Source organism: Pseudomonas triclosanedens, from assembly GCF_026686735.1.
GTDB classification, from domain to species: domain Bacteria; phylum Pseudomonadota; class Gammaproteobacteria; order Pseudomonadales; family Pseudomonadaceae; genus Pseudomonas; species Pseudomonas triclosanedens.
Genome location: NZ_CP113432.1, coordinates 220,990 through 240,020 on the forward strand (window position 1 = coordinate 220,990; position 19,031 = coordinate 240,020).

The window sequence follows — 19,031 nt, forward strand, 5'->3', positions numbered from 1 at the left end:
ATCGTTCCGCGCGCTTCTTTCGGGAACGTTTCCCGCCGAGGTGCACTCCACAGCAAAGGGAGTCGGTGGGCCCACCGCAGCGGTTGGCGCCCGATAGTTTTTCGCGGGGCCAGGCCATAGGCTAAGACTATGGAGAAGCTGGTCTATAGTTCCTCAGCCCTGTGACCAGGAGGTTTGCATGAACGCCAATCTGCCCTCTGAGTTGCTGTCCCTGCAGTTGCCGCTGCGTATCCGCATCGGCGAGGCCCAGGCTTTCGACCTCGGCCCCGACCCGCAGGTAACTCTCGTCGTGCGCGATCCGACGTTGCTGAAGGAAATCACTCGCCCAAGCCTCGACATGCTCGGCCGTGCCTATGTCGAGAAACGCATGGACATCGAAGGCCCCATCCGTGCCGTGATCGCTATGGGCGATGCCCTGAGCGAGGCTCTCGGCGCGGACGACGGTGCCACCGACTACGTGCGCGAAAGCCATGACAAGGCTACAGACGCCGAGGCGATTCACTACCACTACGACCTGTCAAACGACTTCTACCAGCTCTGGCTGGATCCGGAGATGGTGTATTCCTGCGCCTACTTCGAGACCGGCTGCGAGGACCTCGCCACCGCGCAACTGGCCAAGCTGCGCCACCTTTGCCGCAAGCTGCGCCTCAAGCCAGGCGAGCGGCTGCTCGACGTCGGCTGCGGCTGGGGCGGCCTGGCACGGCTGGCGGCCAAGGAGTTCGGTGTCGAGGTGCTGGGCATCACCCTGAGCGAGGAGCAGCTCAAGCTCGGCCGCGAACGCGTCAAGGCCGATGGCCTGGAGAGCCGGGTCACGCTGGAATGGCGGGACTATCGCGACCTGCCGCGCGACGGCCGCTTCGACAAGGTGGTCAGCGTCGGCATGTTCGAGCACGTCGGCCACGCCAATCTCGGCCTGTACTTCCAGCAGTTGTACGACGCGATACGTCCGGGAGGACTGGTGATGAACCACGGCATCACCTCGAGCAATACCGAGGGCCGCCCGGTTGGCCGGGGCGCCGGCGACTTCATCGACCGCTATGTGTTCCCCCACGGCGAACTGCCGCACCTGTCGCTGGCGGTGGCGCGGATGAGCGAGGCAGGGCTGGAAGTGGTCGATGTCGAGGGGCTGCGCCTGCATTACGCGCGCACTCTGGATTTCTGGAGCGCCAACCTTGAAGCCAGGCTTTCCGAGGCGGCCAGGCTGGTGCCTGAGCGGGCACTGCGCATCTGGCGCCTGTATCTGGCCGGTTGTGCCTATGGCTTCAAGAAAGGCTGGGTCAACTTGCACCAGATCCTGGCGAGCAAGCCGCACGCCGATGGCTTCCATGAAGTTCCGTGGAGCCGGCGCGACATCTACGCCTGATCTTCAGAAACGGTCGGCGGCCAGCCAGGTTTCCGGGCTGGTCGCCGGCGGCACGCCGCGTTCCCTTGCCCCCGCTTCGAAGGCGGCCTGCCAGCGCTGCTCGGCGCAATGTTGCCGGTAGTCGGCCGCCAGCGTTTCAACCCGCTGCAATGCCGCATCGCTGGCGACACCCGCCGCCGGGCTGTTACCCAGGCTCGCGGCGGCCCGCCGCGCCTGCAGGGTTTGCTCGGAGATGTCCAGGCAGCGGGTGAAATCCTCGTCGGACATGCCCGGATAGGGCGAGTCGTGCAGCTGCGCGAATTCGACCACGCGCATCACCGTGGAGATCAGCATCACCGAGCCCAGCATCACCGCCATCATGAACGCTGCCAGCAGCAGCGGCAGCGCCTGGAAGAACTGCCTGCGCAGCCCCCTGTCCAGTTGCTTCCAGATCGTCAGCAAATCGCGTGGAGACATGACTGTCCTTGTCATGAAGCCGGTAGGATTGCGCGAATCTAGAGGATTGTCCGGGATCACGCCATGACCGCGTCGCCATCGTCACTCATCACGCTGCGGCAACTGCCTGTCGACCAGGCTCCCTGGCCGCTCCTGTTGCTCGCCGATCCCGATGGCGGGCAGGTGCTGCGCTACCTGGCGCAATCGCGCGTGCTGGCGCTTGAGGGCGAGGAACGCGTCCTGGGGGTGGTGGTAATCACGCCGCGTGAGGCAGGCGTAGCGGAGATCACCAACCTCGCGGTGGACGAGTCCTGCCAGGGACGGGGCCTCGGGCGACGGTTGCTGCTGGCGGCCATCGAGCAGTCGCGGGACGCCGGGGTGCAACGGCTGACCATCGCTACCGGCAACTCCAGCCTTGCCCAGCTCAGCCTCTACCAGCGCGTGGGTTTCCGCATCGTTGGCGTCGAGCCGGACTATTTCGTCCGCCACTATCCCGAGCCGATCTTCGAGAACGGCATCCAGTGCCGCGACCAGATCCTGCTGGCGCTGGACCTGCAACCCTAGCTTCGGCGCCAGCGGCTGCGCGCCACCGCGTCGTGGGCGTGCAGGCTCTCGGCGTGGGTTACTTGCAGCTCGAACTCCTGCACGGCCTCATGCCCGAGCAGCGCCTGGTGCAGGCGTCGCGCGGCGTCCTCGCAGAACATCAGGTTCTGGCCGTTGGCCAGTGCGAATGCCTGCTCGTCGGCGCGCTTCACCGCAGTTTGCACGGCTGTACCGAGGGCGCTTTCCGCCAGGTCGAGCAGCGCTACCAGAGGCAGCTCCGCGAGCTGTGGATCGATGCGCAGCCGCAGGTGCGCATCGCTGCGCTGGCTGTGCGGCGTGGCGACGATGCCTTGGCTGCTGCCCAGCCAGGCGCGGACCTCATCGGCATGCAATGGGCGATGTGCGAAGTCTTCATCGAAGCGTTCCTGGATCAGTTGGCGGGCAAGGGCGGCGGAGCACGGACAGGTCGACGAATACGGCAGACGCAGCTCCAGCTCCAGGCGCAGGCCGTCGTGGTCGAGGCTGGCGTGCAGTTCGCACGGGTAGCGCTTCCAGCCGCTCAGAGGGCTGACCAGCGCGGGGCGGCGCAGCAGCAGCTCGAAGCGCAGCGCCAGACTGGCGCGCAGGGAGAGCCCGGTATGGCTATCGAGGAACTGCCGTAGCAGGCGACGCAACAGGTCGGCCGATAGCGGCTCGCCTTCGAGCATCTCCAGCGCAAGGTACAGGCGCGACATATGGATGCCCCGGGCACCGGCGTCATCGAGGCTGACGCCGGCATCGGCCAGCGCGGGGGTTTGCATCCCGGCGATGAGCAGCGGTACCGCGATGCCCTGCATTCCAACCCAGTCGAGCGTGATAGGCAGTGCAGAGGTCTGGCGGGCGATGTCGGGCAGGAAGATGGTCATGGCGGCAGTCATGCAAGATAGTGTTATAACATAACCTATTTCCTTCGCAGCATTCCTGCAACCACGATCTCAGTTTGGCTACTGGACGCAGCCGCTCACCCGCCCGCAGGTCAGTCGGGCGCGACCGCCGGAAGAACTGCTCAGGCGGCTCACGCTGGTCCAGCCGATACCACGGCTGGTGCCAGCCCAGATCTGTCCGTCGCTGGTGATGCCAGTGAAGAACGTCAGGCTGCCGAACCGCGTGCCAGTCTGCGCCCAGCGCTGTCCGCTGGCGGCATCGAAGCCGCGCAGGTAGGTGTCGTGGCCCTGGGTGGCGACGCTGTAGTAATTGCCCTGCGTGTCCATGCAGGCCAGCACCCGCGCGGACCAGGCGCAGGCGGCGGGCGCCTCGCCGGGGAAGGGCAGCGGTGGTTGGCCGGCGACGCTGGTGAAGGAAATAGGCAGGCAGAGCAGTCCCGGAAGCAGGAAGCGGCGGAGCATCAGCGTCTCGCATGGCTGGTGTGGTGCAACGGTATCGCACGTCGGCGGCGGATTGTCGATCTTGAATTGTTATAATATAACATAAATATCGCATCCTTCCGGAGACGGCCATGACCGAACAGGAACTGCTTGCCCAGCCCGGCGAGGCCTACATGAGCGAGGCGCAACAGGGCTATTTCCGCGACCTTCTGCACCGCCAGCGCAACGCCTTGCAGGTGCGCATCGACGACGAATTCCACGCGCTGCGCGATGGCGAGCGGCCTGCCGACGACGCCGATCTCGCCAGCCGCGAGGAGGAGCGCCAGTGGCAGATGCGTCTGCTGGAGCGCGAGAAAAAACTTCTCGACAAGATCGACCAGGCGTTGGATCGCCTGGCGCGCGGCGAGTACGGCTGGTGCGAGGAGACCGGCGAGCCGATCGGTCTGCGCCGTCTGCTGCTGCGCCCTACCGCCTCGCTGTGCATCGAGGCCAAGGAGCGCCAGGAACGGCGCGAACTGCACATCCGCGAAGCATGATCCATCCGGAGACCCACCCGTGAATGCCCCACTTCCTGTCACCGTGCTGTCCGGCTTCCTTGGCGCCGGCAAGAGCACGCTGCTCAATCATGTGCTGAAGAGCCGCGAGGACCTGAAGGTCGCGGTGATCGTCAACGACATGAGCGAAATCAACATCGATGGCCGCGAGGTGCAGCAGGGCGTCAGCCTCAACCGCGCCGAGGAACGCCTGGTCGAAATGAGCAATGGCTGTATCTGCTGCACGTTGCGCGAGGACCTGCTGGAGGAAGTCAGCCGGCTCGCCAGTGAAGGCCGCTTCGACTACCTGCTGATCGAGTCCACCGGCATCTCCGAACCGTTGCCGGTCGCCGAGACCTTCACCTTTCGCGACGATCAGGGCCGCAGCCTGTCGGACCTGGCGCGGCTGGATACGCTGGTCACGGTGGTCGACGGACTGAACTTCCTCGCCGACTACCAGGGCGCCGACAGCCTCGCCGAGCGTGGCGAGACCCTCGGCGAAGATGACGAGCGCTCGCTCAGCGACCTGCTGGTGGAGCAGGTGGAATTCGCCGACGTCATTCTCGTCAGCAAGATCGATCTGATCGGCAGCGCCGAGCGTGACGAGTTGCTGGCCATCTTGCGCAAGCTCAATCCCGACGCCGATATCCTGCCGATGGTCATGGGACAGGTACCGCTGGCAAGAATCCTCGACACCGGCCGGTTCGACTTTCAGCGTGCGGCCCGCGCGCCGGGCTGGCTCAAGGAGTTGCGCGGCGAGCACCTGCCGGAAACCGAAGTCTACGGTATCGCCTCCAGCGTCTACCGCGCGCGCCGGCCCTTCCACCCGCAGCGCTTCCATGACTTCCTGGCGCGCCCCTGGAGCAATGGGCGGCTGCTGCGTTCCAAGGGCTTCTTCTGGCTCGCCAGCCGCTATCGCGAGGCGGGCAGTTGGTCCCAGGCGGGCGGTCTGATGCGCCACGGCCTGGCCGGGCGCTGGTGGCGTTTCGTTCCGCGCGAGGCCTGGCCGCAGGATACCGCCGACCTGCAGACAGTGCTTCGCCAGTGGCACGCCGATAGCGGGGATTGCCGCCAGGAACTGGTGTTCATCGGCCAGCACCTCGATTTCGCGGCACTCTTCGCGGAGCTGGACCGCTGCCTGCTGGATGACGCCGAAATGTCCGCCGGGCCGGCCGCATGGAAGGTATTGCCCGACCCGTTCGAGCCCTGGGAGGCATCCGCCTGATGTTTGCCATCGAGACGCCGGCATGGCCGCGCCAGGTGCTCGGCGAAGACCCTCAGGTTCTTGCCGAGGTGCTACGGGACGACGTCAATCTGGCGGTCTGGCGGCGCAGTCTGTATCCGGAAATCGCCGAGTTCGCCGATGTGTTGCGGGCGCAACCGGTGGATCTGAAACAGACTCTGGCCGTGCAGGACGAGCGCGTGCTGCTCGGGGGGCTGTTGGCGATGTATTCCTCGCTGACGGGCTATGCCATGTTCCGCGCCGATCTCGAATGGCTGGCGGATGCGTTCGCCTGCCTCACCGGCGCGCAACGTATCGGCCTGCGCCTGCGTAGCCTGGATCGAGCGATGTGTCCGCGCTTCCATGTCGACCATGTTCCGCTGCGCCTGGTCACCACCTACGTCGGAGCCGCCAGCCAGTGGCTGGAAGAGTGGGCGATGGCCCGCTCGCGCCTGGGCGACCCGCAGGCGGAGCCGCAGCAGCGCGCGCAGATACGCCAGATGGCGAGCGGCGATGTGGGCCTGTTCAAGGGTGAGAAATGGTCGGGCAACCAGGGTGGCGGAATCGTTCATCGCTCGCCGCAGACTGCGATGGGGGAGCGGCGCCTGTTACTGACGCTCGACTGGCTGGGTTGAGCAAAAAAATGGGCCGCCTGGGGATGGCGGCCCAATTCACCAAGATCATGCCCGGCGTGGGGTGCCGAGAGGGTGTGAGGTACCCGTGGACAGTAAGCCCGAGGTGTGTGACAGGCCGATGAATGGCGCTCAGGGCTTGCGCCACTGGCCGTGGCTCTGGCTTTCGCAGAACGGCTGGAGGATGCGCGCATCGCTGGCGATGCCGTAGTAATGGATGTCCTGGCGATACGGTGCGCCTTGTACCTGCGCGTTCTCACAGACGCCGAATGCGCCGCTCGGACAACTCTCCGCGAAGGTGACCTGGACCTTCTGGTCCTTCAGTTGCGGCTGGCAGAAACCATCGCGGAACAGCTTCTCGGGGATGCTGCGGTTCTGTTGGCAGACCTTCACATCGAGATTCGTTCCCTGACTGTGCACGATGCAGGCATCGGCCTGGGCGAGCAGCGGAAGGGCGGAGAGTGTAGCGAGGAGCAGGGCCGTCGGGCGCATGGAAATCGGGTCCTCTGGAGGAAGCCGCGACTCTAGCGCTTTTCCTCACACGCGTCAGGCGGCACCATGAGCGAATGTTGAAGCAGATCCCTACTCATCTCATCGCCGGCCCGCTGGGCGCCGGCAAGACCACTCTGTTGCGCGAATTGCTGGCACAGCGTCCGGCGGACGAGCGCTGGGCGGTGCTGGTCAACGAGTTCGGCCAGATCGGCCTGGACGCCGCGTTGCTCGAACGCGGGGACGACGGTATTGCGCTGGGCGAAGTAGCTGGTGGTTGCGTGTGCTGCGTGAACGGCGTGCCGTTCCAGGTAGGCCTGGGGCGCCTGCTGCGCAAGGCCAGGCCGCAGCGGCTGTTCATCGAGCCATCCGGGCTGGGGCACCCGATGCAGTTGTTTGCGCAGTTGCAGGCGAAGCCCTGGAAAGGCGTGTTGGCCATACAGCCATTGGTGATGGTGCTGGACGCCGCTGCGCTCGCCGCAGGGCAGGCGTTGCAGGAGACCCAGCGCGAGGCGCTGGCGCATGCCGGGCTGCTGGTGCTGAACAAGTCCGAAGGTCTGAGCGATGCGCAGCGCGCCGAGCTGCGGGCAAGCCTGCCGGCGTTGCCGATGGCCTGGACCAGCCACGGGCAGTTGGCCCTGGCCGGGTTGCCGAGCAGCGGACTGGCCGATGCGGCTGCCGAGTTGCCGCCGTCACCTGCCGCCGAGGCTTCGGTGCTGCTGCTCCGGCGGCAGCCGTTGCGACAGGCCCGGGTCGATGGTGGGCGACAGGCGGTTGGCTGGCGTTTCCACCCGGACTGGCGTTTCCGCGTCGACGAGCTGGATGCCTGGCTAGGTACCATTCCCGGTCTGCTGCGGGCCAAGGCCGTGCTGCATGGCGTCGACGGCTGGCGCGCCTGCAACCGTACCGGGCGGCCGGCGCCGTGGACGGCCAGCGAGTGGCGGCGCGACAGTCGGATCGAATTGATCCTGGCCACGGAAATCGATGAGCAAACGCTTCAGGATGCGTTGCTCAGCCATGCCATTGCTCCAGACTGACAGACGAGGTTGCCCTCGCGGAGCTGGTGAATGATAATAATTATCAGAAGATACTGCTTCGTGAACTCTTTCCGCAGGCTTTCTCATGTCGTTACCCCAACCGCGCGAATCGGTGGACGCCAGTTTTGCCGTGTCCACCGAGGACCAACTGTCCACTTCCGCCACGGCCGTGGACGGTGCCGTACTGCCCAGCGTGAACGCCCAGCGCGTGAATGAGGCCAGTCTGCGGTTGGTGAGTTGCGCGGGCGAGCGCCGCGACGAGGAAGTGGTTCCCGAAGAGGTACTGATTCCCTATGCCGCGCCCGTTGAGGGCGTGGAAGAGGGTGAGGAGCCGCCGCGCAGCGGTGGCTGGTGGAAGTCGTCGGGCCTTGCCATCGGCATGCACGCGGCGATCGTCGCTGCGCTGGTGTGGGTGATGCCTTCTCCCGCCGAGCTGAATCTTGGCCAGGGCGAAATGCCCAAGGCGATGCAGGTCAGCGTCGTCACCCTGCCGCCCAAGCCTGAGCCGGTGCAGCAGCCACCTGCTGCCGCACCGACCCCTCCGCCGCCGGAGCCCGAGCCGCCCAAGCCTGTCGAGCCGCCCAAGCCGGTGGAGAAGCCCAAGCCCAAACCCAAGCCGGTCGAGAAGGCCGTGCCCAAGGTTTCGCCCAAACCCAAGCCGAAACCCAAGCCCGAGCCGGAACCCGAGCCTGCGCAGGAATCCGCCGCCGCGCCGACTCAGGCACCCCCGCCGCCGCCCGCCGCGCCAACCGTCGGCCAGTTCACGCCGGGAGCGCAAGCCGCGCCGGCTGGCTCTCAAGGCCCCGCCGGCCTGCCTACCGGCAGCCTCAGCGACAGTGATATCAAGCCGCTGCGCATGGATCAGCCGGTCTACCCGCGCATGGCTCAGGCGCGGCAGATCGAAGGCCATGTGAAGGTGCTGTTCACTATCACCAGCGATGGGCGGATCAGCGATATCCAGTTCCTCGAGTCGACGCCGCCCCGGGTCTTCGAGCGCAGCGTGCGTGACGCGATGGAGAAATGGCGCTTCGAGCCCCGCATGCTGGGCGGCCGGATCGTCGCGCGCCAGGCCACCAAGGTATTCAATTTCGAGCTGAAGAAAGCCCGACGCTGAGTCCGTTTCGCCAGCCACGAAAAACGCGCCCCCGGGGCGCGTTTTTCGTTATGCCTGGGGCGTGCTCGCCTGGCGTCACGCTTCCTGCGTCAGCAGCTCCGCCTTCGCCAGCTCCAGCGCTTCGCGCGGTCCGCCCACGGCGATCTGCGTCGGTACGGCGAGCATCAGGTTCAGCGGCAGGCCAAAGGCTTCCACCAGATTGCCGTCGCGGTCATGGCCGGGGTCGCTGCCCAGCCATTCGCAGGGCAGCCGTTCGGCACAACTGCCGCCTTCGTCGATGTAACCGTACAGTGGCTTGCCCAGCGCGGAGGCGTAGCCCAGTTCGAATGCGGTGCCGCTGTCCGGCTCCGTCCCGCGGAAGGGGTTGAGGTTAGCCAACACGGCATCGGCTCCGGCGATGAGTGCAAGATTGGCCTGGTAGATCCACAGCGCCTGTTCCTGGGGGCCATCTATGCCCTCCGGCACCGAATGGTCCAGGGGATATACACCCTGCAGGCCGAATTCGGCGCACAGCGCCTTGAGCCGTTCGCCCTGTTCGAGAGCGTCGGGGCGAAACACATCGGGGCCGGCGAGGTAGATCTTGAGCATGGTCAGAGTCCCATCAGCGACAACATCAGGAAGGTAGCGAACAGCACGAAGTGGGTCATGCCCTCGATGGCGTTGGTCCTGCCATCGTGCAGGTTGAAGCCGGCGACGATCAGGGTGATGAACATCATGCCGGTCTGCAGCGGCGTCATCGCCATCTGGATCTGCTGCCCCTTGAACAGTGCCAGTGCCTCGATCACCGGCACCGTGAGAATCACCGTGGACAGTGAGGCGCCCAGGGCGATATTGACCACAGGCTGCATGCGGTTGGCCAGCGCCGCGCGCAGGGCCGTGAGGATTTCCGGGCTGGCGGAGATAGCCGCCACCAGCAGCGCCGGCACGATCGGCGGCACGCCGCTGCCTTCCAGGCTTACGTCCAGCGTCTTCGACATCACCTCGGCCAGCGCGCCGATCAGCACCACGCCCACCACCAGCAGCATGACCGACTGCCGGCTGCTGCCGTGGCTTTCGTGGGGCTCGCCTTTCTCGCCGTGGGCGGCGTAGTTGTAGCTGAAGAAGTAGCTGTGCAGGCCGGTCTGCATACGCAGGAACAGCGCGTAGAGCATCACCATGCAGCCAATGGTGAACATCGAGTAGAGCTTCCATTGCTCGGCCGGAATCAGCTCCGGCACCACCATCGATATCCCCACGGCGGTGAGGATCATGGTCACGTAGGTCTTGCCGGAGTCGTCGTTGTACGACTGCTCGCCGTGCTTGAGCCCGCCGAGCAGCGCGGCGAGGCCGAGGATGCCGTTCATGTCGAGCATTACCGCGGCGTAGATGGTGTCGCGGGCGAGGGTTGGCGAGTGGTTGTGGTTCATCATGATCGCCAGGATCACCACCTCCACCAGTACCGCCGCCAGGGTCAGGATCATGGTGCCGTAGGGCTCGCCGACCTTTTCCGCGAGCACTTCGGCGTGATGCGCGACGCGTAGCGAAACGCTGATGATCACCGCCAGCAAGACGCTCGCGGCGATCCCTGCGAGCAGTTTGCCGCCGCCCAGCAGGCTGTGTTCCAGCGGATAGACCGCCAGCGCCACCAGCAGGGCGAGGATGAGGAATTTTTCGTCTTTGAGCGCGCGCAGCATCGAGGGATATCCGTTCCGCGGAGGCGAGTGCGCCATCTTAGGCAATGCGCCGCAAGCGCACCAGCGGACGCCGTGGCGCACCCCTGGCTGCGCCGCGCAGTTCGTCTATCCGCTGCGTTCGGGGGTTCCGCCGATACCGCCGAGCGGCCGTAGCCATGCAATAATTCCCGCCGACAGCCTGATAACGAGATCTCACCATGTACGACTGGCTCAATGCCCTGCCCAAGGCCGAACTGCACCTGCACCTGGAAGGTTCGCTGGAGCCCGAACTATTGTTCGCCCTGGCAGAGCGCAACAAGGTCGCCCTGCCCTGGGGCGACGTCGAGAGCCTACGCAAGGCATACGCCTTCAACAATCTGCAGGAATTTCTCGATCTCTACTATGCCGGCGCCGACGTGCTGCGCACCGAGCAGGACTTCTACGACCTGACCTGGGCGTACCTGGAGAGGTGCAAGGCGCAGAACGTCATCCACGTCGAGCCGTTCTTCGACCCGCAGACCCACACTGACCGCGGCGTTCCGTTCGAAGTGGTGCTGCGCGGCATCCAGGGCGCGCTCGAGGATGGCGAGAAGCGGCTGAGTATCACCCACGGCCTGATCCTCAGCTTCCTGCGCCACCTGCCCGAGGAGGAGGCGTTCAAGACCCTCGACCAGGCCATGCCGTTCCGCGACGCCTTCGTCGCCGTCGGCCTGGACAGCTCCGAAGTCGGACACCCGCCGAGCAAGTTCCAGCGCGTGTTCGACCGTGCCCGCAGCGAAGGCTTCCTCACCGTCGCCCATGCCGGCGAGGAAGGTCCGCCGCAATACATCTGGGAGGCTCTCGACCTGCTCAAGGTCGAGCGCATCGACCACGGTGTGCGCGCCATCGAGGACGAGCGGCTGATGCAGCGCATCATCGATGAGCAGATCCCGCTGACCGTCTGCCCGTTGTCCAACACCAAGCTCTGCGTGTTCGGCCACATGCGCGAACACAACATCCTCGACATGCTCGAGCGTGGCGTGAAGGTGACGGTGAACTCGGACGACCCGGCTTATTTCGGCGGCTACGTCAGCGAGAACTTCCAGGCGCTGCATGAGCACCTGGGCATGACCAGGGAGCAGGCGCAGCGCCTGGCGCAGAACAGCCTGGATGCGCGGCTGGTGAAGTGATTGACTGGCGAGGCCCTCCACCTCACCGTGCGGAGGGCGGCGCCAGCAGTTCCAGATCGCCCAGCAGACGGCCCAGCTCGGCCATGTCCCGTACCCGTGCGATCTCCAGGCCCAGGCTGGCGAAGTCCACCTCGCCGAAGCCTATCGCCCGCGCTCCCGCGTCCAGTCCCGCACGCAGGCCGGGCAGGCTGTCGTCCACCACCAGGCATCGTTGCGGCGCCACGCCCAGGCTGCGGGCGGCATGGAGGATCAGCTTGGGGTCTGGCTTCCATGCGCCCACCTCGTAAGCGCTGATCACCTGGCCGCGAAAGTCATCCAGCAGACCGGCGCAGCTCAGGCTGGTTTCGATCTTGTCGCGGGGGCCGTTGGAGGCGACGCATTTCGCCACCCGCAGGCGGCGCACCAGTTCCACGGCGCCCGGCATCGGTTTCAGATGGGCGCGCAGCCAGGGCAGGCTGCGCTGTCGGTACTCGGCCAGGAACTGCGCTGGCGCGATGCCCGGATACAGTTGTCCGAGGCGCTCCACCACATCCTGGAAGCGCTCGCCCCGATAGATCGACAGGATCGCCTCCAGCGACGTGCGGACATTGCGTTCGCCCAGCAGGGTGACAATCAGCCCGGCGGATAGGCGCTCGCTGTCCACCAGCGTGCCGTCGCAGTCGAAGATCACCGCCTCGATCGGCTCATCCATTTCAGCCCCCGGCGCTGGCTGCGCTCAGGGCGGCAGGGAAGTCCGGGTGATAGGTGGCGGCATCCGGCGCATCGATCACCCCGGCCTTGCGCAGCTTGCCCAGCACCCGCGCGTTGGCTTCGCACAGCCGGACTTCTATGCCGCGCCGTTGCAGTTGCTCGATCACTTCCTGCAGTGTCTGCAGGCCGGTGATATCCATGAACGGCACGCGCCGCAGACGGATGATCAGCGTCTTCGGGTCGGTATGGGTCTTGGCCAGCGCGCGCTCGAAAGTTTCCGCCGCGCCGAAGAACAGCGGCCCTTCGATGCTGTACACCAGCACGCCCGGCGGCAGTTCTGCCAGGCCGCGACCGCGCAGCTCGACGTCCAGCTCCGGGCCTTCCTCGGCGTGCACTTCCACCGACGACGCCATGCGCCGCAGGAAGTGCAGCATTGCCAGGATCACGCCGATGTTCACGGCGATCACCAGGTCGCTGAATACCGTCAGCAGGAAGGTCACCAGCAGAATCGTGACGTCGGCGCGCGGCGCGCGCTTGATCATGAACAGGAAGTGCCGTGCCTCGCTCATGTTCCAGGCCACCACGAAGAGGATCGCCGCCAGCGCGCATAGTGGGATGTTCGAGGCCAGCGGTGCGAGGAACAGCAGGATCAGCACCAGCGTCGCCGCATGGGTGACGCCGGCCAGGGGACTGTTGCCGCCGTTGCGGATGTTGGTCGCGGTGCGGGCGATAGCACCGGTGGCGGCGATGCCGCCGAACAGCGGAGTGACCAGGTTGGCGATGCCCTGGCCGATCAGTTCCTGGTTGGAGTCGTGACGAGTCCCGGCCATGCCGTCGGCCACTACCGCCGAGAGCAGCGATTCGATCGCGCCGAGCATGGCAATGGCGAAGGCCGGGCCGATCAGCTCCAGTACGCGCGGCAGGGTTACCTCCGGCAGGCTGAAGCTCGGCAGCCCCTGTGGAATCCCGCCGAAGGCGCTGCCGATGGTGGCCACTCCGTCGAAGTGGAACAGCGACTGGATGGCCGTCACCACCACCATCGCCACCAGCGGGCCGGGTACCCGGCGCAGCGCGTTGATGCGGGGCGCGAACAGCACCAGCGCCAGGCTCAGCATCGCCAGCAGGGTGGTGGTCAGGTGCAGTTGTGGCAGTGCCTGGATCAGGTGCCAGAGTTTCTGGTGGAAGTGATCGCCACCCACTGCCGGCAGGCCGAAGAAGTCCTTCCACTGGCCGACCCAGATGATCACGCCGATACCGGCAGTGAAGCCGACGATCACCGGCGCGGGAATGAAACGGATGATCGTGCCGAGCCGGCTGACGCCGAGCAGCACGAGAATCGCCCCGGCCATCAGCGTTGCGATCTGCAGTCCGTCCACGCCGTACTTGGCGGTGACGCCGGCAAGGATGACGATGAAGGCGCCGGTCGGCCCGGCGATCTGCACCCGGCTGCCGCCCAGCAGCGATACCAGCACGCCAGCGAAGATCGCCGTATAGATGCCTTGCTCCGGCTTCACCCCGCTGGCGATGGCGAAGGCCATTGCCAGCGGCAGGGCAACCACCCCGACGATCACGCCTGCCACCAGGTTGCGCGTCCAGTGCTCGCGGCCGAACAGTCCGGCCTTCCAGGCTTCTCGCAGGGCGATCATCGCGGTCTCCGACGGGGTATCGAGTGTGAATGCTAGCAGGAACCGCGTGGCAGTGATCTGGCGCAGGTCATGCCTGTGGCGTGCTGTCGCAGGTCTTGCGGGGTGAACAAAATATTGCACGGATTGGGTGGCGCGCAGCTTTCGCGGGTGGTCGCAGGAGTCGACATACGGGCTTTGATAAGCGAAATAGAGGGGGTCGATTTGCCAACTCGCCCTGAAATTGGCAATATTGTGTTCATTATGTTGAACATTAAGGCTTTGCCCCTCCCCACTTCCCGCCTGGTTTCGCGCGAGCGTCACTGGACCGGCGACCTCTAGCCCCTCCCGACGGCAGCTACCTGAGCGTGGCGCCAGGCGCGGCGGAACCTCCGTCGCCCGAGTCGGCGCCACCGACCCCGAACCGAAAACCGCCGCAAGGATGCCCCTGGCGACTGCGCGCGGCCGCCCGTGGGAGGGCCTGTACCATGCGTTCCTGGATCTATCTGTTTGCCGCCATCGGCTTCGAAGTCGTTGGCACCACCTCGATGAAATTCACCCATGCGTTGTACCCGGTCGCGGGTCTGCTGCTGATGTACGTGATGATCGGCCTGTCGTACTACTTCCTGTCGCTGGCCATCAAGCATGTACCGGTCGGCGTGGCCTACGCCCTGTGGGAAGGCATCGGCATCGTGCTGATCACCCTGGTCAGCGCCTTCTTCCTCGGCGAGCATCTGAGCCTGGACAAGGCTCTGGGCCTGGCCGTGATGATCGCCGGCATCCTGCTGGTGAAATCCGGCACCCGCAGCGGCAAGCGCGAGGGCAACATGGAGGTCGCCACATGCTGAACCATGACCTGATTCCGATGGCCTGGCTGGGCCTGGCCATCGTTCTGGAAGTGATCGCCAACCTGCTGCTGAAGTACTCCGATGGCTTCCGCAAGCGCCTGATCGGCGTCGCTTCGATCCTCTGCGTGCTCGGCGCGTTCACCGCGCTGGCCCAGGCGGTGCGCGGCATCGAGCTGTCGGTGGCGTATGCCATCTGGGGCGGCTTCGGCATCCTCGCCACCGTGGCGATGGGCTGGGCGCTGTTCGGCCAGCGCCTGGTCTGGCGTGGCTGGGTTGGCCTGGCGATGCTGGTGCTGGGCATGAGCCTGCTGAAACTCGCCTGATCGCTGGCGGTGACTGAAAAGGCGGAGCACCTCAAGGTGCTCCGCCTTTTTTCTGTCCGCCGATTTTCCCCTGCGCGGGCTGGGCTTAATCAACGCGCCCCCGCGGTCGCCTTTTCCTTGCAGCGAAGACTGCGCGCGCCATGCGGAAACAGCGTTTCCCGGTGCGCGCGACGGTCGTCCGGGCGGAAGCCCGGCTTCTGCATGGATTTCCCGCAAAGCCCCGTGGCACGGGGCTCCGGCCATTGGCATCGATATTGCTCTTCGGGCAGCAAAGGGGTGTTTTCAGATGACCACCATAGATTCCGACTACGTCAAACAGATGGCCCAGCAGTTGGCGACCTACGAGGTCCAGAACGGGCTGAACAAGGCTGACCGCAACAAGGCTTCGTACCAGTCGCAGCTCTCTGCCGTGACCGCGCTCGAGTCCGCGCTCAAGACCTTCTCCAGCGCTGTGAAGGGCCTCAACGGCACCGACGCGAGCATGCTGGTCAACAGCGCCACGATGAGCAAGGACGGCTACCTGAGCGCCAAGGTGGGCAGCACTGCCGTGGCCGGCAAGTACGATTTCTTCGTCGAACAACTGGCCACTTCTCACCAGATGTCCTTCTCCGGCCTGCAGGCCGGCGATATCGATACCCAGGGCACCCTGACCCTGACCCAGAATGGCAAATCCTTCGACATCGACCTGAGCAAGATCGATAGCGACGGCGACGGCAGCAACTCGATGGAAGAGCTGGCCGCGGCGATCAACAAGGCCGCCGACAACACCGGCGTGAAAGCCACACTGGTGCGCAGCAATGGCCAGGTGTCCCTGGTTCTCGGCGCGGAAAAGAGCGGCGCGGCGAATGCCATCGGCATCACTCTCAGCGGCACCTCCACCGCCAACAACGCCTTCGAGAACGCACTGGCCAACCCGCAGGAATTGTCCAAGGGGCAGGACGCCCGCGTTCGTCTGGGTGGCGAGAACGGCATGTTGCTGACCAACGACAGCAACACCTACGACAACATCATCGATGGCGTCAGCGTCACCTTCACCCAGGCGCAGAAGGCGGGCGAGCTGCCGATCTCCATGACCATCGATCAGGACAAGAGCTCGACCACCAAGAAGGTGCAGACCTTCATCGATGCGTTCAACGCCCTGGCCAGCCAGATCGATACGCTCACCGCCAGCGGCGACCAGAACGGCAACGCCCGTGGCGCCCTGGCCGGCGACTCCAGCGTGCGCGCCATCGAGAACAGCCTGAACCAGTTGCTGCGCACCTCCTTCGGTGGCGCCAACCTGATCAACTTCGGCATCAGCGCCGACCGTAACGGCAAGCTGACGCTCGACTCGACGCGCTTCGAGAAAGCCATCGCCGCCGACCCGGAGGGCCTGGACAAGCTCTTCGTCGGCAAGGGCAACCTGCTCGACAGCGTGGACAAGAACCTGGCGCTGTACACCAACGCCACCAATGGCGTGATGAAGTCCCGCAAGGACACGCTGAACAACAGCCTGCGCCGCGTGAACGATGACTACGACACGCTGCAGAAGCAGTACGACAGCTATTACGCGCGCTACCTCAAGCAGTACACCTCGATGATGCAGACGATGCAGTCGATGAGTCAGACCAGCGGGATGTTCGGATGACCGGCTACGCAATGAACGAGAGCTACGACAGCTACCGGATGGTCGACCTGGAGGCCAAGGCGGCCGCCTCGTCGCCCTATGAACTGGTGCTGGTGCTGTTCGACGGCCTGCTCGACGAACTGGCCCGTGCCCGCGGGCACATCGAGCACAAGCGCTACCAGCAGAAGGGCCGCTCCCTGGAGAAGTGCCTGAACATCCTCAATGGCCTGAACGGCGCGCTCGACTATGAGAACGGCGGCGAGGTCGTTCAGGGGCTGGCTCGGCTCTACGACTACTGCATCTATCGCCTCTCCGACGTCAGCGTTTCGCTGGATGTCGAGGGCATCGATGAAGTGGTGCGCCTGCTGGGCATCCTGCGCGAGGGCTGGGAGGGCGTGAGTGCGGCACGTGGATGATCGCCAGCGCCTGCTGGAGCTATACGAACAGCTCGGCGGGGCGCTGCAGCGCAAGGACTGGAACGCAATGGGGCAGGTTGACCTGGCGATCCGCGCGCAACTGGTGGCGATGTCCTCGCAACCAGGGTTGGCAGCCGACGTGCTGTTGGCCAAGAAACGCTTGAAACACCTGCATGAACAGGCTTCGCAGGCATGTGCCGAAGAGTGCGAGCGCCTGCGCCGTCTGCTGTTGTCGCACCTGGAATACGCGGAAGGCCGTTCCGCGTACATGCAGGTGGAAATGTTCCAGGAGAGTCGATAGACCGTGATCCAGTTGCCGATCCAGCCTGCCGCCATCACCACCGATAGCCCGGTCGCCGATGCCCAGCCGCGCGATGCCCTAGGCACTGTCGCGAGCATCGCAGGATTCCGCGCCCAGGCCGCGCAGGGTCGGGCGATCACGGTGCAGTCGTTCCTGGCGCAGTTCGATACGGCTCGTCAGGAAGAACAGCCTGAGACGGCGCAGATTCCATCGCCGGCATTGCTGCCCGGGCCTGTGGAGGAACCGACGGACAGCGTCGATCCGCAGCAGCCGGTGCGCGAGGAAGGCTCGCCGTCCGGCGCGGAAGCCTGGCTGGCCGGGATGCTCGGCCAGGCCGGCCTGACCGTGCAGGCCCGCGACAATCCGCAGGCGCAGAGCGCCACGCGGATTGCCGGATTCGCCACCCAGGCGGTGGACATCCGTGCTCCGCAGCCCGGCGCCGGCGCCGGCACCGCGCCGTTGGCCGCTGTCCAGCCGATGCCGGTCGGCGCGCAACCTGACGACACCGAGCCAGCCAGTGCGCCCGCACCGCGCGAGGCGACCCAGAGCCAGGCGCAGACACTGCTGCAACAGCACCTGGCGAGCGCCGCGAGCGCGCCAGATGCCGCTGCCGCGCAAACTCCTGTCGCCGTGCCGCTGGACCCGCGCCTGAGCGTCGCGGACGGCAGCGCGCCGCCCACCACGTCCGCGCCAGGCACGCTGGCGCTGGACAAACCGTTGCACCTCAAGGGCAACGACGCTCACTGGGGCGAGCAGATGGTCAGTGCGCTGCGTGACAACGTCGAGCTGCAACTGAACCAGCGCGTGCAGAACGCTACGATCCGCCTCGACCCGCCGGAGCTGGGCAGCCTGGAAATCCTCGTGCGTCATGAGGCCGGCCAGCTCAACGTGCAGATTTCCGCGTCCCACGGCGACGTAGTGCGCATGCTCCAGCAGACCAGCGACCGACTGCGCCAGGAACTGGTCGGGCAGAACTTCCTGCAGGTCAACGTGCAGGTCTCCTCCGATACCCAGTCCGGCCAGTCGGGCCAGCAGAACCGCCAGCGCTTCGAGCAGGAACAGGCCACGGTCGCCACCAATCCGCGCGACGCGCAATCGGGCGAGCGCGCTGCGCCGCGCCTCGACAGCGATGTACTGATCACCGTGTAGGCCGCAGGCGGCCCGTACCCTCACAGGATTATTCGAGAAACACCATGTCCACGTCGCGTCTCGTTGTACTGATGCTCATCGTGAATATCGCCGTCGTGCTGGGTGGCGTGTTCGTCAACTACCAAATGATCAAGTCGGCCAGCCTTGCGCCTGCCACGCCCACGGCCGAAGGGGACAAGGCCGAGGCTGGCGATGAGTCAGAAAGCGCCGAGTACCTCTTCGTGCCCGTGGAGAAGATCATCGTCAGTTCCCGTGGCGAAGACCGCGAGCACTACTTCGTGATCGACCTGGTGCTCCAGGGGCGTTCCGACCAGGAGCGCAAGAAGCTCGAAAGCGTGGCACCGATGGTGCGCAGCTCGGTGGTCGCCAACCTGACCCCGGAGAAGTTCGAGACCCTGCGCGCGATGCCCATCGGCGATGTGCAGCAGCGTCTGGAGAAGGCCCTGCTCGACGACTTCGCCGCACGCAAGGTGGTGGTGCCGTTCGAGCACGTCCTGCTCAGCAAGATGATCGTCCAGTAAGC

Annotated in this window: 23 protein-coding genes; 15 read left to right on the forward strand and 8 right to left on the reverse strand. The window is 65.5% G+C overall.

What is annotated here, in order from left to right:
* Positions 1 to 178 precede the first annotated feature (178 nt).
* The gene (cfaB, locus tag OU419_RS01015) at positions 179 to 1,363 is read left to right on the forward strand and encodes a C17 cyclopropane fatty acid synthase CfaB (protein WP_254469869.1); all 1,185 of its coding nucleotides are present in this window, start codon (positions 179 to 181) and stop codon (positions 1,361 to 1,363) included.
* A 3-nt stretch (positions 1,364 to 1,366) separates the two neighbouring features.
* Here cfaB and OU419_RS01020 read toward each other — a convergent pair whose 3' ends face one another.
* Positions 1,367 to 1,819 (reverse strand): hypothetical protein, encoded by a 453-nt coding sequence (locus OU419_RS01020; protein WP_254469870.1) that lies wholly within the window; start codon positions 1,817 to 1,819, stop codon positions 1,367 to 1,369.
* Positions 1,820 to 1,882: 63 nt separating this feature from the next.
* Here OU419_RS01020 and OU419_RS01025 point away from each other — a divergent pair, with 63 nt between their 5' ends.
* Positions 1,883 to 2,362 carry a GNAT family N-acetyltransferase gene (locus OU419_RS01025; protein WP_254469871.1) on the forward strand — a complete coding sequence of 160 codons (480 nt, stop codon included), beginning with the start codon at positions 1,883 to 1,885 and terminating at the stop codon, positions 2,360 to 2,362.
* Here OU419_RS01025 and folE2 read toward each other — a convergent pair.
* Positions 2,359 to 3,246, reverse strand: a complete 888-nt coding sequence (folE2, locus tag OU419_RS01030) for a GTP cyclohydrolase FolE2 (protein ID WP_254469872.1) — start codon at positions 3,244 to 3,246, stop codon at positions 2,359 to 2,361. The genes OU419_RS01025 and folE2 overlap by 4 nt on opposite strands.
* A gap of 78 nt (positions 3,247 to 3,324) precedes the next feature.
* On the reverse strand, positions 3,325 to 3,726 hold the full coding sequence (locus OU419_RS01035) for a hypothetical protein (protein ID WP_254469873.1): 402 nt from the start codon (positions 3,724 to 3,726) through the stop codon (positions 3,325 to 3,327).
* A gap of 110 nt (positions 3,727 to 3,836) precedes the next feature.
* On the opposite strand from OU419_RS01035, the gene dksA reads away from it, so the two are divergent.
* Genes dksA through OU419_RS01050 form a run of 3 tightly spaced genes read left to right on the forward strand, consistent with a single transcriptional unit; the run spans position 3,837 to position 6,095 of the window.
* Positions 3,837 to 4,241 (forward strand): RNA polymerase-binding protein DksA, encoded by a 405-nt coding sequence (gene dksA / locus OU419_RS01040; protein ID WP_254469874.1) that lies wholly within the window; start codon positions 3,837 to 3,839, stop codon positions 4,239 to 4,241.
* 19 nt (positions 4,242 to 4,260) lie between these two features.
* On the forward strand, positions 4,261 to 5,463 hold the full coding sequence (gene zigA, locus OU419_RS01045) for a zinc metallochaperone GTPase ZigA (RefSeq protein ID WP_254469875.1): 1,203 nt from the start codon (positions 4,261 to 4,263) through the stop codon (positions 5,461 to 5,463).
* The gene (locus OU419_RS01050) at positions 5,463 to 6,095 is read left to right on the forward strand and encodes a DUF1826 domain-containing protein (protein ID WP_254469876.1); all 633 of its coding nucleotides are present in this window, start codon (positions 5,463 to 5,465) and stop codon (positions 6,093 to 6,095) included. The genes zigA and OU419_RS01050 overlap by 1 nt, the downstream gene beginning before the upstream one ends.
* A 129-nt stretch (positions 6,096 to 6,224) precedes the next feature.
* Here the strand turns inward: OU419_RS01050 and OU419_RS01055 are convergent, their stop codons facing one another.
* Entirely contained in the window at positions 6,225 to 6,584 is a 360-nt protein-coding gene (locus OU419_RS01055) for an NADH:ubiquinone oxidoreductase (RefSeq protein ID WP_254469877.1), read from the reverse strand.
* 74 nt (positions 6,585 to 6,658) lie between these two features.
* Here OU419_RS01055 and OU419_RS01060 point away from each other — a divergent pair, with 74 nt between their 5' ends.
* Positions 6,659 to 7,618, forward strand: coding sequence for a CobW family GTP-binding protein (locus OU419_RS01060; RefSeq protein WP_254469878.1), 960 nt, complete (start codon positions 6,659 to 6,661; stop codon positions 7,616 to 7,618).
* 85 nt (positions 7,619 to 7,703) lie between these two features.
* Positions 7,704 to 8,732, forward strand: coding sequence for an energy transducer TonB (locus tag OU419_RS01065; protein WP_254469879.1), 1,029 nt, complete (start codon positions 7,704 to 7,706; stop codon positions 8,730 to 8,732).
* A 75-nt stretch (positions 8,733 to 8,807) separates the two neighbouring features.
* Here the strand turns inward: OU419_RS01065 and OU419_RS01070 are convergent, their stop codons facing one another.
* Together OU419_RS01070 and OU419_RS01075 are read right to left on the reverse strand one after the other, a co-directional pair.
* Complete coding sequence (locus tag OU419_RS01070) at positions 8,808 to 9,320, reverse strand: nucleoside 2-deoxyribosyltransferase (protein ID WP_254469880.1); 513 nt, start codon at positions 9,318 to 9,320, stop codon at positions 8,808 to 8,810.
* Positions 9,321 to 9,322: 2 nt separating this feature from the next.
* Entirely contained in the window at positions 9,323 to 10,405 is a 1,083-nt protein-coding gene (locus tag OU419_RS01075) for a calcium:proton antiporter (RefSeq protein WP_254469881.1), read from the reverse strand.
* Positions 10,406 to 10,602: 197 nt separating this feature from the next.
* Here OU419_RS01075 and OU419_RS01080 point away from each other — a divergent pair, with 197 nt between their 5' ends.
* Entirely contained in the window at positions 10,603 to 11,553 is a 951-nt protein-coding gene (locus tag OU419_RS01080) for an adenosine deaminase (RefSeq protein WP_254469882.1), read from the forward strand.
* 22 nt (positions 11,554 to 11,575) lie between these two features.
* On the opposite strand, the gene OU419_RS01085 is transcribed toward OU419_RS01080, so the two are convergent.
* Both OU419_RS01085 and OU419_RS01090 read right to left on the reverse strand, forming a co-directional pair.
* Entirely contained in the window at positions 11,576 to 12,244 is a 669-nt protein-coding gene (locus tag OU419_RS01085; protein ID WP_254469883.1) for an HAD family hydrolase, read from the reverse strand.
* 1 nt (position 12,245) lies between these two features.
* The gene (locus tag OU419_RS01090; RefSeq protein ID WP_254469884.1) at positions 12,246 to 13,889 is read right to left on the reverse strand and encodes a SulP family inorganic anion transporter; all 1,644 of its coding nucleotides are present in this window, start codon (positions 13,887 to 13,889) and stop codon (positions 12,246 to 12,248) included.
* 464 nt (positions 13,890 to 14,353) lie between these two features.
* Between OU419_RS01090 and OU419_RS01095 the strand changes: the two genes are divergently transcribed.
* The 7 genes from OU419_RS01095 (at position 14,354) to OU419_RS01125 (ending at position 19,029) form a co-directional block, all read left to right on the forward strand.
* Positions 14,354 to 14,713 carry an SMR family transporter gene (locus OU419_RS01095; RefSeq protein ID WP_254469885.1) on the forward strand — a complete coding sequence of 120 codons (360 nt, stop codon included), beginning with the start codon at positions 14,354 to 14,356 and terminating at the stop codon, positions 14,711 to 14,713.
* Positions 14,707 to 15,036 carry a multidrug/spermidine efflux SMR transporter subunit MdtI gene (gene mdtI, locus OU419_RS01100; RefSeq protein ID WP_254469886.1) on the forward strand — a complete coding sequence of 110 codons (330 nt, stop codon included), beginning with the start codon at positions 14,707 to 14,709 and terminating at the stop codon, positions 15,034 to 15,036. The genes OU419_RS01095 and mdtI overlap by 7 nt, the downstream gene beginning before the upstream one ends.
* A 286-nt stretch (positions 15,037 to 15,322) precedes the next feature.
* The gene (gene fliD / locus OU419_RS01105; RefSeq protein WP_254469887.1) at positions 15,323 to 16,663 is read left to right on the forward strand and encodes a flagellar filament capping protein FliD; all 1,341 of its coding nucleotides are present in this window, start codon (positions 15,323 to 15,325) and stop codon (positions 16,661 to 16,663) included.
* Entirely contained in the window at positions 16,660 to 17,058 is a 399-nt protein-coding gene (gene fliS, locus OU419_RS01110) for a flagellar export chaperone FliS (protein WP_254469888.1), read from the forward strand. The genes fliD and fliS overlap by 4 nt, the downstream gene beginning before the upstream one ends.
* Positions 17,051 to 17,359, forward strand: a complete 309-nt coding sequence (locus OU419_RS01115; RefSeq protein WP_326494066.1) for a hypothetical protein — start codon at positions 17,051 to 17,053, stop codon at positions 17,357 to 17,359. Before fliS ends, OU419_RS01115 begins: the two co-directional genes overlap by 8 nt.
* Positions 17,360 to 17,362: 3 nt before the next feature.
* Positions 17,363 to 18,508 (forward strand): flagellar hook-length control protein FliK, encoded by a 1,146-nt coding sequence (locus OU419_RS01120; RefSeq protein ID WP_254469890.1) that lies wholly within the window; start codon positions 17,363 to 17,365, stop codon positions 18,506 to 18,508.
* A gap of 44 nt (positions 18,509 to 18,552) precedes the next feature.
* Positions 18,553 to 19,029: a flagellar basal body-associated FliL family protein gene (locus tag OU419_RS01125; protein WP_254469891.1), complete on the forward strand. Its 477-nt coding sequence runs from the start codon at positions 18,553 to 18,555 to the stop codon at positions 19,027 to 19,029.
* The last annotated feature ends 2 nt before the right edge of the window (positions 19,030 to 19,031 follow it).